The following is a 17,213-nucleotide window of genomic DNA, read 5'->3' on the forward strand; positions in this document are numbered from 1 at the left end:
TCCCACACAGATGGAAAGCTCTCACCAATCGGGCTCTTCCTGCCCAAAAGCATTAAGATAAAAAAAGAATACATATGTGAACATTAATAGAGGTGATAGAGGTGAAACGATTAACAAAGCTTAGGAACGGATTAAATGGAACGATTTTTGTTCCTGGGGATAAATCCATTTCGCATCGCGCTGTTATGTTTGGGGCAATTGCAGAAGGAACAACGAAGATTACAAATTTTCTTCAGGGTGAAGATTGTTTAAGTACGATTGCGTGCTTTCAAAAGTTAGGAATTAAGATTGAGCAAAATGGTAACGATGTCACTGTATATGGAAAAGGGTTACAAAGACTAGTAGAACCGACAGAAGTATTAGATGTTGGAAATTCAGGAACGACAATTCGGTTGATGCTTGGTATACTAGCAAATGCATCGTTTCATTGTACAGTTATCGGAGATTCTTCAATTGGAAAGCGTCCGATGAAACGTGTTACAGAACCCCTTCGTCAAATGGGCGCTAAAATTGATGGAAGAGAAGATGGACAATATACGCCTCTTTCTATTCGAGGAGGAAATATAAAAGGCATACATTATCGTTCACCCGTGGCAAGTGCACAGGTGAAATCAGCTGTTTTACTTGCAGGGCTACAAGGAGAAGGCGTGACAGCTGTGACAGAACCATTACAATCTCGTGATCATACAGAGCGTATGTTACGTACATTTGGTTGCGATGTTACTGTTGATGGATTAACTGTCTCATTAGAAGGTGGACAAAAGCTTTCTGCGGCGAATATTGAGGTGCCAGGAGATATCTCTTCAGCTGCCTTTTTCTTAGTTGCAGGTGCAATTGTACCAAATAGTAAAGTTGTATTAAAAAACGTTGGGTTAAATCCGACAAGAACTGGAATTCTTGATGTGTTATCACAAATGGGGGCGAATTTGTCAATAGATAATATTCGTAATGAAGAGTTTGAGCCATGCGGTGATATTACAATTGAAACCTCACAATTAAGAGGAATAGAAGTTAGCGGTGCGCTTATTCCTAAATTAATTGATGAAATTCCAATTTTGGCACTGTTAGCAACCCAAGCAGAAGGGACAACTGTGATTAAAGATGCGGAAGAATTAAAAGTAAAAGAAACGAATCGTATTGATACAGTTGTAAATGAATTAAAAAAACTAGGAGCGCATATTGAAGCAACAGAAGATGGTATGATTGTGCATGGTAAAACGCAATTACATGGAAACGTAGTAAATAGCCACGGTGATCATCGTATCGGTATGATGCTAGGCATTGCATCGTGTATAGCAGACGGAAAAGTTATAATTGAAAATAGCGAGGCAGTAGCTGTGTCATATCCGAACTTCTTTGAACAGTTACATATGCTGCAAAACTAAAAAGAATCTTTTCTTTTTGAGAAGGTTCTTTTCTTCTTCACACTGTTGCTTACATAGAGACAGTTGTTTATTATGGAATTTACATAAGTATTTATATAAAGGAGAAAGTTATGCAAAAGTTTGAACAAGCTGTTACATATATTGAAAACGGTGAAGTAGAGAAAGGATTACAACTATTAGCAGAGCAAGTAAAACAAGGTACGGATGAAGAAAAGTATGATATTGCACGTTATTACTATACACTAGGGTTTGTAGATCAAGCGCTAGAAATAGTAGAAGATTTACGTTTGCTATATCCGGAAGAGAGTGAATTCACGCTATTTTTAGCAGAGTTATATATTGATTTAGACAAAGAAGATGAAGCAATTGAAGTCCTTCACGGTATTCAAGAGAATGATGAATTATATGTTCAATCTCTCCTCCTTGCGTCTGATTTATATCAAATGCAAGGTTTTGATGAAGTAGCAGAACAAAAATTATTAAAAGCGAAAGCGATGATGCCAGATGAGCCGGTAATTGCTTTTGGACTTGGGGAATTGTATAGCAGTAAAGGAGAAGATAGTAAAGCAATTCCATATTATGAATCATTACTCCCAGAACATAAAGTAATGGGGGGGGTTGTTGTTCCGCTTCGATTGGCTGAGAATTTAAGTGCACTTGGACAATCGGCTGAAGCAATTTCTTATTACGAGGAAGGTTTAGAGGAGCAGAAGGATATTCATTCTTTATTTGGATTTGCATTTACTTTGTATCAAGGAGAACAGTATCAAAGAGCAATTAGTGTATGGGAAGAATTAAAAGAGTTAGATCCAGAATATGCATCTTTATATATATATTTGGCGAAATGTTACGAAAAAGAAGGAATGCTTCAAGAAAGTTATGAAACACTTCAAGAAGGAATAAAAATTGACGAATTATCGATACCATTTTATGTAGAGTTTGCTAACGTTGCAGCGAAGCTAGGGAAAAGATATGAAGCGGAAGATGCACTTAAGAAAGCATTAGCGATTGATCCTTCGCATTTAGGGGCTACATTAAAGTATTCATACATCTTAAAGGAAGAAGAAAGGTATGAAGAGGTGATTGCTGTTGTAGAAAAAGCCATCGATAACGGGGAAACGGACACGCAATTACTTTGGGATATTGCACATGCAAAAAAACAATTAGAATTGTATTCGGATGCATTAAAACATTACCAAAGTGCATATACTTCTTTTAAGAATCATCCAGATTTCTTGGAGGAGTACGGTTACTTCTTGTTAGAAGAAGGATTGCGAAAAGAGGCGAAAGAAGTATTTACACGTTTATTGCAGCTAGATCCGACACAAACTCATATAGAAGAATTATTATATAATTTAGAGGATTTTTCATAAGTTGGAAGGAAACTGAATGCTGCTTCTTGAATGTAAAAAGAAAAAGAAGGACAGAGGAGGGATTAAGCGCTATGAATACCCCTGTTTCTGTGAATGAAAAGAAAGATTTTGTAAAATGGTTTTTAAATAATTATCAACTGAAACAGCGAGAATGTGTTTGGATTTTAAATTATTTAATGAGTCACGATCAATTAATGGATAAGGTACATTTTGTGGAGCATGCGAAATATTGTCCGCGTGGGTTGGTAATGTCAGCAAATTGCGTGAAAGATTTACCGTTTCATTTTTATAAACAAAATGTAATGACGACTGATGCGGAAAAATCATTTCATGATATTCGCTTAAACAGAGATGAAGATATTTATATTCAGCTCAACTTTAAATCATCTTTCCAAAATGCGAATTATGTGGCAGTACTAGAAGAAAATCCATATTTACCGAAGAATATCGAAGTAAATGAAAAAGATCGTTTATTAGCAGAGCGATTTTTAGAAGAAAGCGTATATTCGTTTCGGAAAGAACGACTTTTGAAATTAATTGACGAAGCGCTTGATACTCATGATGAAGAAGCATTCCGCAAATTCACAGATGAGTTAAAACGCTTATAAACTTCTCTGTGAAAAGAAATTTTGAAAATTTTTAGACTATTAAAAAGAAAAACCGTCTTTTATAGATGGTTTTTCTTTTTTTACCTTTATCTGTATGGTTTAATAGAAATAGAGTGAACTTTCTGTATGATTAGTTGAACCGCTCAGGCTCTTATGGGTAATTATTGCTTGTTTTCTCAATAGGATTATACTGGCCGTTAGAGTGGGAGTAAGGGGAAAAAAGGGGGCTATTAAGTGTGAAGTGGGCTGTGGCAGATGTAGTAGAATACGAACAGGCAAGAGAATATATTGATACGGGAATTATACCGCTTCTTTCAATTTCCTTTGAAAAGGGGATGAAGGAAACAGCCGTAGAAGGAGAATTTATTTCTGTTTTAACGAGAGAGTTAGAGAGGGAGTATAAAGGGAGAGTATTTTTATTACCAGCATTTACGTATGTAGAAGGATGTGTAAGTGAAAAGCAGCGTTTGCAAGAATGGACGAATTACCTGAAAGATAAAGGTTTGCAGCATATTGCGCTGATTACGAGTGATTTTTCTTGGAAAGAAATGGAGCATGAATTAACAGAACCGCTATTTTGTTTACAAGCACTGCCGTTAGAGCAGCTTAGTGATCAAACAAAAAGGGAACTAATTCATGCGCAAATAAAAAAAATTATGGAAATATTTACTGAAAAGTGGGAAAATAAATAATAAATTAATAGTTTAGATAATTGTGAGTAGTATGATATTGACCAATGTAGTAGGGTATTATATCATGATAGTGTCCTAGTTTTTATCTTTTATATTAGTTTTTCACGGGGGACAATTTCTGATAGAGGGGGGAAATTTTCGTGAGTGAGAAAGAACACAGGGTGTCAAGAAGACAGTTTTTAAACTACACTCTTACAGGTGTAGGAGGATTTATGGCAGCAGGTATTTTAATGCCAATGACGCGCTTTGCGCTTGATCCAGTTTTAAGGAAAGAAGCAGGGGGCGAGATGGTTGCAGTTGCACAGGTAAAGGATATTACGTCTGAACCGAAGCGCTTCGACTTTAAAGTAAAACAAGTTGACGGTTGGTATAAATCAGAAGAACCAAAGTCAGCTTGGATTCACAAAGATGAAAGCGGAGACATTGTAGCATTTTCTCCAATTTGTAAACATTTAGGGTGTACGGTGAACTGGAATTCGGACAAGTCACATCCAAATCAATTCTACTGTCCGTGCCACGGAGGGCGTTATACAAAAGATGGTATAAATATAAAAGGAACACCACCTCTTGCTCCGCTTGATGTGTATCAATCACAGGTGAAAGATGGAACGCTTTATTTAGGTAAAGCGAAGCCAAGAGGGGGGGCGAAATAGATGTTAAATAAAATTTACGATTGGGTAGATGAACGGCTAGATATTACCCCTTTATGGCGTGACATTGCGGATCATGAAGTGCCGGAACATGTAAATCCAGCGCATCATTTTTCAGCTTTTGTTTACTGTTTTGGAGGACTTACGTTTTTTGTTACGGTTATCCAAATTTTATCAGGAATGTTTTTAACAATGTACTATGTACCAGATATTAAAAATGCGTGGGAATCTGTCTACTATTTACAAAATGAAGTGGCATATGGACAAATTGTTCGCGGTATGCATCACTGGGGCGCAAGTCTTGTTATCGTTATGATGTTTTTACATACACTTCGAGTTTTCTTCCAAGGTGCGTATAAAAAGCCTCGTGAATTAAACTGGATTGTTGGGGTACTTATCTTCTTTGTTATGTTAGGATTAGGTTTTACAGGGTATTTATTACCATGGGATATGAAGGCATTATTTGCAACAAAAGTAGGGCTTCAAATCGCAGAGCAAACACCGCTTATTGGCTCTTATGTAAAAACATTGCTTGCCGGCCACTCCGAAATTGTCGGTGCTCAAACATTAACTCGCTTCTTTGCTATTCACGTATTCTTCTTGCCAGCCGCACTTCTCGGATTAATGGCAGTTCACTTCATCATGATTCGCAAACAAGGTATTTCCGGTCCGCTATAAGATTTTATTAGTTTATAAGGAAAAAAACATAATTAAAGGAGGGAGACTATGCATCGCGGCAAAGGGATGAAGTTTGTCGGAGATTCGCGAGTACCTGCTGTTAGAAAACCGAATATTCCGAAAGATTATTCTGAATATCCAGGGAAAACAGAGGCATTTTGGCCAAACTTTTTATTAAAAGAGTGGATGGTTGGTGCAGTCTTTTTAATTGGTTATCTTTGTTTGACAGTAGCACATCCATCACCGCTTGAAAGAATTGCAGATCCTACCGATACAGGGTATATCCCACTTCCAGACTGGTACTTCTTATTTCTGTATCAATTGTTAAAGTATTCTTATGCATCCGGTCCATATACTGTCATTGGTGCATTTATTATGCCAGGTATCGCATTTGGCTCGTTATTACTTGCCCCGTTTCTTGATCGAGGACTGGAACGTCGTCCATTTAAACGCCCGGTTGCAACAGGATTTATGCTTTTAGCATTAGCATCTATCGTTTTCTTAACGTGGCAATCGGTCGCAACACATGACTGGGCAGCTGCGAAAAGACAAGGTGCGATTGTAAAAACGGTACAAGTTGATAAAAATGATGACGGCTATAAAATTATGCAAAAAAATACATGTTTAACATGTCACGGTGATAACTTACAAGGGGGAGCAGCTGCACCATCACTGCAAAACTTGACGTTAAAACCGGAGGAGATTGCAAAAATCGCAAAAGAGGGAAAAGGTGCAATGCCAAAAGGTGTCTTTAAGGGCACAGATGAAGAGTTGAAGAAGGTAACAGAATTTATCGAGAAATATAATAAAAAGTAAATGAGTGCCGACTGCAATTTTGCAGTCGGTTTTTATTTTTTTAGAAGAGAATTTGCTATAATAATAATGTAACTCCATTGCCTTATCATGCTGACTTATGGGAAATGGTGTTTATTTTGAGAAAGTTGAGGTAGTTACATTTTGGTATTTATCTATTTGTTATTAAAACAACGCTCTTTTCTATGGTTATTGCTCATTATTAATATTCTAGGGACAATTTATGGTTATATTTGGTATGGAAATCAATTAAATGAAACCCCTATCATTTTTTTGCCGTTTGTTCCAGATAGTCCGACAGCGAGCTTGTTTTTTGTTTTTGTATTAATTGCATTTTTACAAAAGAAAAATTGGGGTCTAATGGAAGCGTTAGCAGTTGTAACGTTAGTCAAATATGGGATTTGGGCTGTTGTGGTGAATGTATTAACTCTTATTGTGACCGGATACATTGGAATAGAAGGGTATATACTTATTGTTTTTCATCTTGCAATGGCTGTCCAAGGACTTTTATACGCACCATTTTATAGAATGAAATATTGGCATTTTATCATTGCAATTATTTGGACACTGCATAATGATATTATTGATTATTTGTTTGGTCAAATGCCGAAATATAGTGTTATGTTTATGTATGATCGACAAATTGGTTATTTCACATTTTGGCTTAGTATGGTTGTTATAGCTATTACATATTATTTTTGTCTAAGAGAGAAAAGACTAAAGTTTTCTTTATAAATAAAAAATAGGGAATGGGGAAGATGGATGAATTCACATAGTATATATTCAAAAATTTGGAATGGAGTCTTATTATGTCTTGTTCCTTTTTGTATCGCTTTTTGTATTTTTTCAATCGCAGTTTTATGTGTTGTATATGGGAAAGAGATTTATTACATAGAAATTGACATGTTAAATATTCCTCAAATGGCAAATATGACAAAAGAGGCAATTATTCAAAACTATGATGCACTTATTACCTATCTTTCCCCTTTTTATGATAAGCCATTACATTTTCCAACATTAGACATGTCTGAGAGAGGACGAATTCATTTTGTTGATGTAAAAAATATCATTGTTTTTATTCAATATGCGATGTATATAAGTATAGGTATATCATTTATCGGGGGAGTCTATCTTTTACGAAAACAAAAGGAAAAGTTTTTGTTGTATGCAGCGATTTTTACAATTGTATTTCCAATTGCATTAATACTCCCGATAGCAATCAATTTTGAAAAGAGTTTTGTATTCTTTCATAAACTTCTTTTTCAAAATGATTATTGGTTGTTTGATCCAGATACTGATCCTATTATCCTTATGTTGCCGGAACAATTCTTTATGCATGCTGCTTGTATAATTTTATTACTTATTTTGTTTGGGAGTGCTTGTTGTTATTTTCTCTATCGTTTTTTTATGAAAAAGAGAGGGATGCATGTAGTAAGTCGTAACGCCTCATCAGAAAAGTAACTTAATAGGTTCAAGGTCTATTCTTGTCCACCAATTCATATAGTGTATTAGAAGCTATAGGGGGGACAAGAATGAAAAGAGTATTAGCTGGAATCATAACGTTTATGTTTATATTGTTTCCTGTTCGCATATATGCAGCTAATTGGAATGAGTTAAATGGATTATTGGATGACTCGTTGCAATTTGTAAAACAAGAGGAATACGATAAAGCAGCGCAAATATTAACGGATTTTTCACAACAATTTTTAATGGTCAATCAAACAAAGAAAATAGCGCCTGAGCATATTCGTGTTATTTCGCTTGCTTATGATAAAGCATTGCAGTCACTAGAGGAAAAAGGAACGAGTAAACAAATAAAGATAGATGATGTGCTAGCGCTTCGTCTCGCATTAGATGCAGAAGTATCGAAATATCAGCCGCTTTGGATGGAACGAGAAGAAAATGTGATGAGTGCATTTAGGCAGGTCGAAAACACAATGCAAAAAGAAGAACATGAACATTTTCAACAGTCGTTAAATGTATTTTTGCATGAATTTGATATTATTTATCCAAGTTTAATGATTGCCTTGCCGGAAGAACAAATACAGCGCATGAATTCTCATTTGTCGTACTTAGATGAATTTCGTTATATGATGATCCAAAATAAGAGTGGTCAAACACAAGTGAAAATTATAAAAGATGATTTAAATAAAATTTTTCGCATGGCGAAAAGGGATGAGGTAGATTCTTCGCTTATATGGTTTATGACTGTAACAGGAGGCATTATTATTTTTACATTAACGTATGTTGGTTGGAGAAAGTATAAAGGAGAAAAAGAAAAACAAAAAAGTACAATGCATTCGAAGGATAGATAAGATTGTTTTTAAATGAAGTGAAATAAAGAAGCTATGTTGTAAGGTTTCTTTATTGACAATGTTACAGGAAGAAAATAGAATGGTTATTACTATATGACATAACTTTATTGGAGGTTCATGATGGGTTTTTACTTAATTTACTTCGCTATCATCATGATCATACCGTTGTATGCACAGTCTCGAGTACGAAGCGCATATAGTAAATACTCTCAAGTGTATTCAACTTCTGGTATGACAGGTGCGGAAGTGGCTCGTAGAATTTTAGATGAGAATGGCTTGTACAATGTTGCGGTAGAAGAAACACCAGGGCATTTATCTGACCACTATGATCCAACATCGAAAACAGTTCGCCTATCCACAGACAATTACTATGGGCATTCTGTTGCTGGGACAGCGGTAGCCGCACACGAAGTTGGGCATGCGATTCAAGATGCAAAAGATTATGGCTTTATGCGTTTCCGTCATTCGCTTGTTCCTGTTGCAAATTTTGGTTCAAATATGTCGTGGATTTTTATTATGATTGGTATGTTTGCACGTATGTCAAATTTATTGTTATTAGGAATTATCTTAATGGCGGCGGGTGTGTTATTCCAACTTATTACACTTCCGGTTGAATTTGATGCATCAAAACGTGCAATGAAGCAAATTGAAGCGTTAAGAATTGTATCAACGGACGAATATGGCCAAGCTCGTAAAGTATTAAATGCAGCAGCGCTTACATATGTTGCAGCAGCGGCAGTTGCAGTATTTGAACTGCTTCGTCTTTTATTAATTTATACAGGTATGCAACGTAATGATGATTAAAGACTATCAGTTTTGATAGTCTTTTTTATTGTCATAATTATCGAAGTGCCTGTGATATCTTTTATAAACGTATGTAATGTGAGAAGATTGTGTAAGAATAAATGAAGAGTTAGCTGTTTATTATTGAGCAGCAGCTCTTTTTATCCCCCACTGATGGAAAGCTCTCACCAATCGGGCGCATGCCAGCAGTTATCTCCCACCTATCTTCTTTGTTTTCTCAGAATCTTGATGTGGGAGTCTTACTGCCCTAAAGTAACGGGATAAAAGTGTAACAAGCAGAGGTGATAAACATGGAATTTCCAGAGGTATTAGTGAAGCAAGCGAAAGAGAGAATGGCCCCTTATCCTGTTGAAGGTTTTGTATATGGACAAGGACCACAAAATCCAAAAATGATGCTTGTAGGAGAAGCGCCGGGCGAAACAGAAATTCATAATGGGATACCTTTTAGCGGAAGAGCTGGTAATCAGCTCATGGATTTTCTAAAGAGGGTTGATGTGACAAGAGAAGAAGTATACATTACTAGTGCGGTACGTAGTCGGCCGTATAAATGGGGAGAGAAACGAGAGCGAAGTGGAGAAATAGTGAAGCGCAAATATAATCGTACGCCGAATCAGCAGGAGATACTTGCACACGCTCCAATTTTGGATTATGAAATTGAGCATATTCATGCACCTATTATTGTTACACTAGGAAACATTGCGCTCAAACGTTTAGCTGGTTCAGACAAAAAAGTATCAGAGATGCACGGTCAAGTGTTTACGCAACCTGTTCGGCGACTAGCAGATCCTAATGACGCAACTTATACTTGGACAGAAAAAGCTTATACAATTTTCCCAACTTTTCATCCTGCTTCAATTTTTTATAATCGGAGTTTATTGGATTTGATCCATGAGGATTTAGAAAAGTTGAGGAAGTATATATAATAGCTTTTTTTCTACAGGTAATCATAAAAAAACTAGAAAAGTTATTGGATTCGATAACTTTTCTAGTTTTGTGTTTAGAAAGAAAGTTCGTTATTTTTGAAGAACCTGTATAGTTAATTATGCAGGGGATTTTTATTTTCATCGAGCGTAAATCCTTCGCCAACAACATCATGCACATCACTTACAGCAACGAAAGCGTGTGGATCAACAGATGTGATAATACTTTTAAGTTTTACAATTTCATTTTTAGCAACAACGCAATATAAAACATTTCGTTCAATTTTTGTGTATGTACCCATTCCTTTTAAGAAAGTTGCTCCACGATCCATTTCTGATAAAATTTGTGCAGCAATTTCATCATTTTTCTCAGATATAATTGTTGCTCCTTTGGCAGCGTATGCTCCTTCTTGCATAAAATCAATGACCTTTGCTCCGATAAAAACGGCAACTAATGTATACATTCCTTGTTGGTAAGATAAATATGTAAGGATTGATAAGGTAATGACGACGGCATCAAACATAAACATAGTTTTCCCCATGCTCCAGCCGATATATTTATGAGCTAGCCGTGCAATAATATCGACTCCACCTGTTGTGCCGCCATACTTGAAAATAATTCCTAACCCAACACCAATAAATAAGCCAGCAAACAAAGCGGCTAACATCATATCATTTTGTAAGTTTAAATGTAAATTAAATACATCATAACGCTGAAAAATCCAGAGAAATAACGAAACACTAAATGTCCCTATTAATGTATATAAAAATGTCGTACGACCAAGCATTTTCCAACCGATAAAAAAGATTGGTATATTTAAGATTAAGTTTGTATAGGATGGGTCTAGTGAAAATAGGAAGTAAAGAAGTAGTGTAATTCCAGTAAAGCCACCTTCTGCTAAATGGTTTTCAATATTAATATTAACGATGCCAAATGAGAAAATAGCAGAACCAATCAGAATAAAAAGAATATTTTTGATTTTTAAGTTTAATTTCATGCAAATCCCCCTAGTATGTAGTCATGACCTTATCTTGTTCTTAAGGATAGTATACGTAATTTATTGAAAAATTGGCAAGAAAACTTCACGCGTGTTAAGCATCTAGTAAAAGTGACACATAGGAAACTACCACTTCAAGATCCGAAGTAGAACGGGAGTTTTCATAGTGTATCGTCAAAAACGTGGCAAATAAGCGATGACATGCGATAATATTTGTCAAATCGTCATGAATTGGCTAACATGATAAATGAAGGATTAGAGGTGAATAACATGGAACAAAAAACAATGAAAGATATGCAAAAGGAAGTAGATGCATATATTAGTCAATTTAAAGAAGGATATTTTAGTCCACTTGCTATGCTGGCTCGTTTAACAGAAGAGATGGGAGAGCTTGCGAGGGAAATTAATCATTATTATGGTGAAAAGCCTAAGAAAAGCACAGAAAAAGAACGTACAGTTGAAGAAGAACTTGGGGATGTGTTATTTGTTATGATTTGCATGGCAAATAGCTTAAACATTGATTTAGAAACAGCTCATAATATAGTTATGGAAAAATTTAATACACGTGATAAAGATCGCTGGACACGTATTGAAGAGGGAGAGAAGAAGGAATGAATGAGATTAAAGTAATTATTGCAGGGCCACGAGGACGTATGGGGCAAGAAGCAGTACTTCTTATGGAGAGAACACCACATTTCAAATTAGTTGCTGCTATTGATTACAAACATGGTGGTAAGAAAGTTTCTGAAATTGCTGGATTACCTAATATAGATGCTCCAATTTATGCGGATTTACATACTTGTTTAGATGAAGTGGAAGCAGATGTTTTGCTTGATTTAACAACACCAGAAATCGGAAAGAAACACGTAACACTTGCGGTAGAGCGAGGCATTTGTTCTGTTATCGGAACAACAGGTTTTACAGAAGAAGAGCTGCAAAAATTAACAGAAACAGCGAAAGAGAAACAAGTTGGTACAATTATTGCACCAAACTTTGCAGTTGGAGCTGTTTTAATGATGAAGTTCTCTCAAATGGCAGCGAAATATTTCCAAGATGTTGAAGTCATTGAATTGCATCATGATCAAAAATTAGATGCTCCTTCTGGTACGGCTGTGAAGACCGTAGATTTAATTCGTCAAAATCGTGAACCGAAACAACAAGGGCATCCAAATGAAACAGAGCAACTAGAAGGTGCACGCGGTGCAAATGTTGATGGTATTCATATTCATAGCGTACGGTTACCAGGATTGATTGCACATCAGGAAGTACTATTTGGCGGGGATGGACAAATGTTAACGATTCGTCACGATTCTTTTAACCGTGCATCATTTATGTCAGGAGTAAAACTTTCTATTGAAACAGTCATGCAATTAGATCATCTCGTATATGGTTTAGAAAATATTATTGACTAAAGGGGAAAATAAAGATGAAGATTGCCTTAATTGCCCATGATAAAAAGAAAAATGATATGGTCTCGTTTGTGTATGCATACCAACCTATTTTAGAGAAACATATGTTATTTGCAACAGGAACAACAGGTCTTCGAATTATGGAGGCGACAGGTATGCCTGTGACAAGATATCAATCTGGTCCGCTTGGGGGCGATCAAGAAATTGGTGCAATGATTGCAAAAAATGACTTGGATATGGTGATCTTCTTCCGTGATCCATTAACGTCGCAGCCACATGAACCGGATGTGAATGCGCTTCTTCGCTTATGTGATGTATACTCAATTCCACTTGCAACGAATATGGCAAGTGCGGAGCTTTTAATGCATGCATTAGAGCGGGGCGATTTAGATTATCGAAAGCTACGAAAATGAGGGGAACGATATGAACGGATTACATATATTAGCTTTTGGTGCCCATGCCGATGACGTTGAAATTGGTATGGCGGGTACAATCGCGAAATATACGAAACAAGGGTATGAAGTTGGAATTTGTGATTTAACAGAGGCAGATCTTTCTTCTAATGGAACGGTAGAGCTGAGAAAGCAGGAAGCGATAGAGGCAGCTAGAAGGCTTGGCGTACAGAAGCGCATGAATCTAGCGATGCCAGACCGCGGCTTATATATGAAAGAAGAGTATATCCAAGAGATTGTGAAAATTATTCGTACGCATAAACCGAAGCTTGTCTTCGTACCATTTTATGAGGATCGTCATCCAGATCATGCAAATTGTGCAAAACTTGTAGAAGAAGCCATCTTTTCAGCGGGAATTCGTAAATATATGCCGGAAATTCCGCCTCATCGCGTACAATCACTCTATTTTTACATGATTAATGGCTTTCATAAACCGGATTTTTGTATTGATATTAGTTCATATATTTCTCATAAGATTGCTGCGTTAGAAGCATATGAAAGTCAATTTACAAAAGGAGAAAACGGTGTAATAACTCCGTTGACAGAAGGGTATGTAGAAACGGTTGTAGCGCGTGAAAAAATGTTTGGAAAAGAAGTTGGCGTGACATATGCAGAAGGATTTATGAGCAAAAGGCCACTTCTATTAGATGAAGATTTAATAGGAGGAGTAAAATGAAATTAAAAATAGGGATTACTTGTTATCCTTCTGTTGGCGGTTCTGGAGTGGTTGGAACGGAATTAGGAAAGTTGTTAGCAGAACGCGGGCATGAAATTCATTTTATTACGTCAGGATTGCCGTTTCGTTTAAATAAAGTATATCCGAATATTTATTTTCATGAAGTAACAGTTAATCAATATTCTGTCTTTCAATACCCGCCGTATGACTTGGCGCTAGCGAGTAAAATGGCAGAAGTAGCGCAAAGAGAAAAGTTAGATATACTGCATGTACATTATGCAATTCCGCATGCGATTTGCGCATATTTGGCAAAGCAAATGATTGGAGAAAACATTAAAATTGTAACAACATTACATGGAACAGACATTACTGTATTAGGATCGGATCCTTCCTTAAATAATCTAATTCGGTTTGGAATTGAACAATCAGATGTTGTGACGGCTGTATCTCATTCACTTATTGAAGAAACATATGAATTAGTAAACACGCAAAAAGAAATTAAAACGGTTTATAATTTTATTGATGAACGCGTGTACTTTCAAAGGGATATGTCCCAGTTAAGAAAAGAATACGGTATACAAAAAGAAGAAAAAGTATTAATTCATATTTCGAACTTTCGAAAAGTAAAGCGTGTTCAGGATGTGGTACAATCATTCGCTCTCATTGTAAAACAAGCAAAAGTAAAACTATTGCTTGTTGGCGATGGTCCTGAATTTTGTACGATTGTGCAGCTCGTGAAACATTTAGGAATTGAAGATCATGTTTTATTTTTAGGAAAGCAAGATAATGTAGCTGAGCTTCTGGCAATGAGTGATGTGATGATACTGTTATCAGAGAAAGAAAGTTTTGGACTTGTATTGCTTGAAGCAATGGCGTGTGGTGTCCCTTGTATTGGTACGCGTATTGGTGGCATTCCTGAAGTTATTCAACACGGAGAAACGGGATATATATGTGAACTAGGAGATGTAGAGGGAGCTGCACAGCAAGCAATCCAGCTTCTTCAAGATGATACATTACATGCTAAAATGGCCAAGCGTTCCATGCAAGTGGCGTATGAACAATTTGGCTCAGAAAAGATTGTTTCACAATATGAAGCGATTTATTATGACATATTAAGGGATGACAAATATGAAACGATTTAAACGAGCGGTTCCAATTATTAATACGTTAACGCAAAATGGCTTTGAAGCGTATTTTGTAGGTGGGAGCGTGCGCGATTATATAATTGGAAGACCAATTGGTGATATCGATATTGCAACATCTGCTTTGCCGGAAGAGGTAATGCGTCTATTCCCGCGCCACGTACCTGTTGGAATTGAACACGGTACGGTCATTGTTGTACAAGAAGATATTCCGTATGAAGTAACGACATTTCGAACAGAGGGAGACTACGAAGATTTTCGTCATCCGGGCAGTGTACAATTTGTTCGTTCGCTAGACGAAGATTTGCAGCGTCGTGATTTTACAATGAATGCAATTGCTATGACGGAAACCGGAGAAATCGTTGATTTATTTGGTGGACAAGAAGCCATTGCTAAAAAGGAAATTGCAACTGTAGGGAATGCAGCAGATCGTTTTCAAGAAGATGCTCTTCGTATGATGCGCGGTATTCGCTTTGTTAGTACACTTGGATTTACTTTAGAAGAAGAAACAAAACAAGCTATTATAAAGTATGGACATTTACTTGAACATATCGCAATTGAAAGAATTACAGTTGAATTTGAAAAGCTACTTACCGGTGCATATTGCGCAAAAGCACTTCAGCTGCTAGTAGAAACGAAATTATATGAGCACTTGCCTTATTTACAAATGTGCGGAGATTTTATTTCAAACGCAGCAGAGTATGATTGGAGTTTTTTCAAAAATGATACTGAGGCGTGGGCGTTCTTTTTATATTGTATGAGGGAAGAACACCCATCTGTTTTTTTAAGACAATGGAAATTTTCAAATAAAAAAATAAAAGATATTGTATCCGTTTTATTATATGTGAGGGCACGAGAAAAACACGATTGGAATGAGTTTTTATTATATAAAGCTGGGAAAGATATTGCTCTTACGGCAGAGCGTGTATACGAAGCTATCATGAATACATATTTAAATTCGAATGTTGAGAGTGTAGAAAAGGTATATGAAGATTTACCAATTCATAATCGGCAGCAATTGCAAGTAAGTGGCAACGATTTATTATCATGGTCAAAGGAACAGGCAGGACCGTGGGTTGCGAATGCACTGCAAAAAATTGAAGAAGAAGTCGTATACGGACGATTAAAAAATGAGAAAGAGTGTATAAAGGAGTGGATGCATAGATGCAATCTGCTATAAGAAAACAGTTATTGCAAATCTTTTCTGAAGCTAATGGTGAATTTCTATCGGGACAAACGATTAGCGAGAAACTAGGATGCTCAAGAACAGCTGTGTGGAAACATATGGAATTCCTTAGGGAAGAAGGATATGAGCTAGAGGCTGTACGACGCCTAGGTTATCGCATTGCAAGTAAACCGGACAAAGTAACAGCAAATGAAATTCAGCTCGGTTTACAAACAGAGTTTTTAGGCAGAACGGTATACTTTGAAGAGTCGGTAACATCTACACAGCAAATCGCAGCTCGTCTTGCTTATGAAGGAGCAGCTGAAGGAACCGTTGTTGTTGCAGAGGAGCAAACAGCAGGTCGTGGCCGATTAAGCAGAAAGTGGTACTCACCAAAAGGGACAGGAATTTGGATGAGCATTATTTTACGCCCAACCGTTCCGATTCATCAAGCACCGCAATTAACATTGTTAGCTGCTGTTAGCGTAGCGCAGGCAATTGAAAAATGCACAAATCTTTCCGTTGGCATTAAATGGCCGAATGATATTTTAATTAATGGGAAGAAAGTAGTTGGCATTTTAACAGAAATGCAAGCAGATCCTGATAAAATTAATGCTGTTATTATTGGAATTGGCATTAATGTTAATCAAAAACAAGAGCATTTTGCGGAAGATATCCAGCATACTGCTACTTCCTTAGCACTCGAAGCCGAAAAAACGATTGTACGAGCTGAACTTATGCAGCAAATTTTCTTACAGATGGAAAAGCTATATAAAGAGTATTTAGATCGTGGTTTTTCAGTTATTAAGCTTCTGTGGGAAAGTTACGCTGTGAGCATTGGAAAAGAAATTACAGCGCGTACGATGACAAATACAATTACGGGAATTGCAAAAGGAATTACGGCTGATGGTGTCCTTATACTTGAAGATCATGAAGGAATCGTACATCATATTCATTCCGCTGATATTGAAGTAAAGTAAAACGTTTAGCAGCTATTTTGCACTTCTTTTCTTTACTACTTATGAAAAACGAAGTATCATTGCTCATTAGATTAGCATCAACATATAGCCCTGTGCTTAAAAAGAAGAAAAGGGCTATTGTATGTGAAAAATGATTTTCTTTTTTAGAAAAGT

General features: G+C 36.5%; 20 protein-coding genes. 19 read left to right on the forward strand and 1 reads right to left on the reverse strand.

Annotation, left to right across the window (positions count from 1 at the left end; genetic code table 11):
- The first annotated feature begins 95 nt into the window (after window positions 1-95).
- The 12 genes from aroA to AB1284_RS05925 all read left to right on the forward strand — a co-directional run bounded on the left by aroA (window position 96) and on the right by AB1284_RS05925 (window position 10,241).
- On the forward strand, window positions 96-1,385 hold the full coding sequence (gene aroA, locus AB1284_RS05870; protein ID WP_429754343.1) for a 3-phosphoshikimate 1-carboxyvinyltransferase: 1,290 nt from the start codon (window positions 96-98) through the stop codon (window positions 1,383-1,385).
- A gap of 110 nt (window positions 1,386-1,495) precedes the next feature.
- Window positions 1,496-2,758 (forward strand): tetratricopeptide repeat protein, encoded by a 1,263-nt coding sequence (locus AB1284_RS05875; RefSeq protein ID WP_429750933.1) that lies wholly within the window; start codon window positions 1,496-1,498, stop codon window positions 2,756-2,758.
- Window positions 2,759-2,829: 71 nt separating this feature from the next.
- The gene (locus AB1284_RS05880) at window positions 2,830-3,366 is read left to right on the forward strand and encodes a ReoY family proteolytic degradation factor (RefSeq protein WP_429750931.1); all 537 of its coding nucleotides are present in this window, start codon (window positions 2,830-2,832) and stop codon (window positions 3,364-3,366) included.
- A 236-nt stretch (window positions 3,367-3,602) separates the two neighbouring features.
- Entirely contained in the window at window positions 3,603-4,058 is a 456-nt protein-coding gene (locus AB1284_RS05885) for a YpiF family protein (protein ID WP_429750929.1), read from the forward strand.
- A gap of 140 nt (window positions 4,059-4,198) precedes the next feature.
- The gene (gene qcrA / locus AB1284_RS05890; RefSeq protein WP_429750927.1) at window positions 4,199-4,711 is read left to right on the forward strand and encodes a menaquinol-cytochrome c reductase iron-sulfur subunit; all 513 of its coding nucleotides are present in this window, start codon (window positions 4,199-4,201) and stop codon (window positions 4,709-4,711) included.
- Window positions 4,712-5,386 (forward strand): menaquinol-cytochrome c reductase cytochrome b subunit, encoded by a 675-nt coding sequence (gene qcrB, locus AB1284_RS05895; protein WP_377881256.1) that lies wholly within the window; start codon window positions 4,712-4,714, stop codon window positions 5,384-5,386.
- 48 nt (window positions 5,387-5,434) lie between these two features.
- On the forward strand, window positions 5,435-6,202 hold the full coding sequence (locus AB1284_RS05900) for a c-type cytochrome (RefSeq protein ID WP_429750925.1): 768 nt from the start codon (window positions 5,435-5,437) through the stop codon (window positions 6,200-6,202).
- Window positions 6,203-6,343: 141 nt separating this feature from the next.
- Entirely contained in the window at window positions 6,344-6,934 is a 591-nt protein-coding gene (locus AB1284_RS05905) for a DUF1405 domain-containing protein (RefSeq protein ID WP_429750923.1), read from the forward strand.
- 27 nt (window positions 6,935-6,961) lie between these two features.
- A complete protein-coding gene (locus AB1284_RS05910; RefSeq protein WP_429750921.1) occupies window positions 6,962-7,660 on the forward strand; it encodes a TIGR01906 family membrane protein in 699 nt (232 codons plus the stop codon).
- Window positions 7,661-7,731: 71 nt separating this feature from the next.
- The gene (gene ypjB, locus AB1284_RS05915) at window positions 7,732-8,514 is read left to right on the forward strand and encodes a sporulation protein YpjB (RefSeq protein ID WP_429750920.1); all 783 of its coding nucleotides are present in this window, start codon (window positions 7,732-7,734) and stop codon (window positions 8,512-8,514) included.
- Between the two features lie 120 nt (window positions 8,515-8,634).
- Window positions 8,635-9,318, forward strand: a complete 684-nt coding sequence (locus tag AB1284_RS05920) for a zinc metallopeptidase (RefSeq protein WP_336482815.1) — start codon at window positions 8,635-8,637, stop codon at window positions 9,316-9,318.
- 290 nt (window positions 9,319-9,608) lie between these two features.
- Entirely contained in the window at window positions 9,609-10,241 is a 633-nt protein-coding gene (locus AB1284_RS05925) for a uracil-DNA glycosylase (protein WP_429750918.1), read from the forward strand.
- 113 nt (window positions 10,242-10,354) lie between these two features.
- Here the strand turns inward: AB1284_RS05925 and AB1284_RS05930 are convergent, their stop codons facing one another.
- On the reverse strand, window positions 10,355-11,236 hold the full coding sequence (locus tag AB1284_RS05930; protein ID WP_429750917.1) for a YitT family protein: 882 nt from the start codon (window positions 11,234-11,236) through the stop codon (window positions 10,355-10,357).
- A 270-nt stretch (window positions 11,237-11,506) separates the two neighbouring features.
- Here AB1284_RS05930 and AB1284_RS05935 point away from each other — a divergent pair, with 270 nt between their 5' ends.
- From AB1284_RS05935 to AB1284_RS05965, 7 genes are read left to right on the forward strand one after another with little or no spacing between them, the layout of a single operon-like run.
- Entirely contained in the window at window positions 11,507-11,851 is a 345-nt protein-coding gene (locus AB1284_RS05935; RefSeq protein ID WP_377881249.1) for a nucleotide pyrophosphohydrolase, read from the forward strand.
- Window positions 11,848-12,648: a 4-hydroxy-tetrahydrodipicolinate reductase gene (dapB, locus tag AB1284_RS05940; protein ID WP_429750915.1), complete on the forward strand. Its 801-nt coding sequence runs from the start codon at window positions 11,848-11,850 to the stop codon at window positions 12,646-12,648. Before AB1284_RS05935 ends, dapB begins: the two co-directional genes overlap by 4 nt.
- Window positions 12,649-12,662: 14 nt before the next feature.
- The gene (mgsA, locus tag AB1284_RS05945) at window positions 12,663-13,058 is read left to right on the forward strand and encodes a methylglyoxal synthase (RefSeq protein ID WP_429750913.1); all 396 of its coding nucleotides are present in this window, start codon (window positions 12,663-12,665) and stop codon (window positions 13,056-13,058) included.
- Window positions 13,059-13,068: 10 nt separating this feature from the next.
- Window positions 13,069-13,773 (forward strand): bacillithiol biosynthesis deacetylase BshB1, encoded by a 705-nt coding sequence (gene bshB1, locus AB1284_RS05950; RefSeq protein WP_429750911.1) that lies wholly within the window; start codon window positions 13,069-13,071, stop codon window positions 13,771-13,773.
- A complete protein-coding gene (gene bshA / locus AB1284_RS05955) occupies window positions 13,770-14,915 on the forward strand; it encodes an N-acetyl-alpha-D-glucosaminyl L-malate synthase BshA (protein WP_429750909.1) in 1,146 nt (381 codons plus the stop codon). Before bshB1 ends, bshA begins: the two co-directional genes overlap by 4 nt.
- Window positions 14,902-16,095: a CCA tRNA nucleotidyltransferase gene (locus tag AB1284_RS05960; protein WP_429750907.1), complete on the forward strand. Its 1,194-nt coding sequence runs from the start codon at window positions 14,902-14,904 to the stop codon at window positions 16,093-16,095. Before bshA ends, AB1284_RS05960 begins: the two co-directional genes overlap by 14 nt.
- Complete coding sequence (locus AB1284_RS05965) at window positions 16,080-17,060, forward strand: biotin--[acetyl-CoA-carboxylase] ligase (protein WP_429750905.1); 981 nt, start codon at window positions 16,080-16,082, stop codon at window positions 17,058-17,060. The genes AB1284_RS05960 and AB1284_RS05965 overlap by 16 nt, the downstream gene beginning before the upstream one ends.
- The last annotated feature ends 153 nt before the right edge of the window (window positions 17,061-17,213 follow it).

The organism is Bacillus sp. S2(2024), assembly GCF_050474045.1.
Classification (GTDB): domain Bacteria; phylum Bacillota; class Bacilli; order Bacillales; family Bacillaceae_G; genus Bacillus_A; species Bacillus_A yunxiaonensis.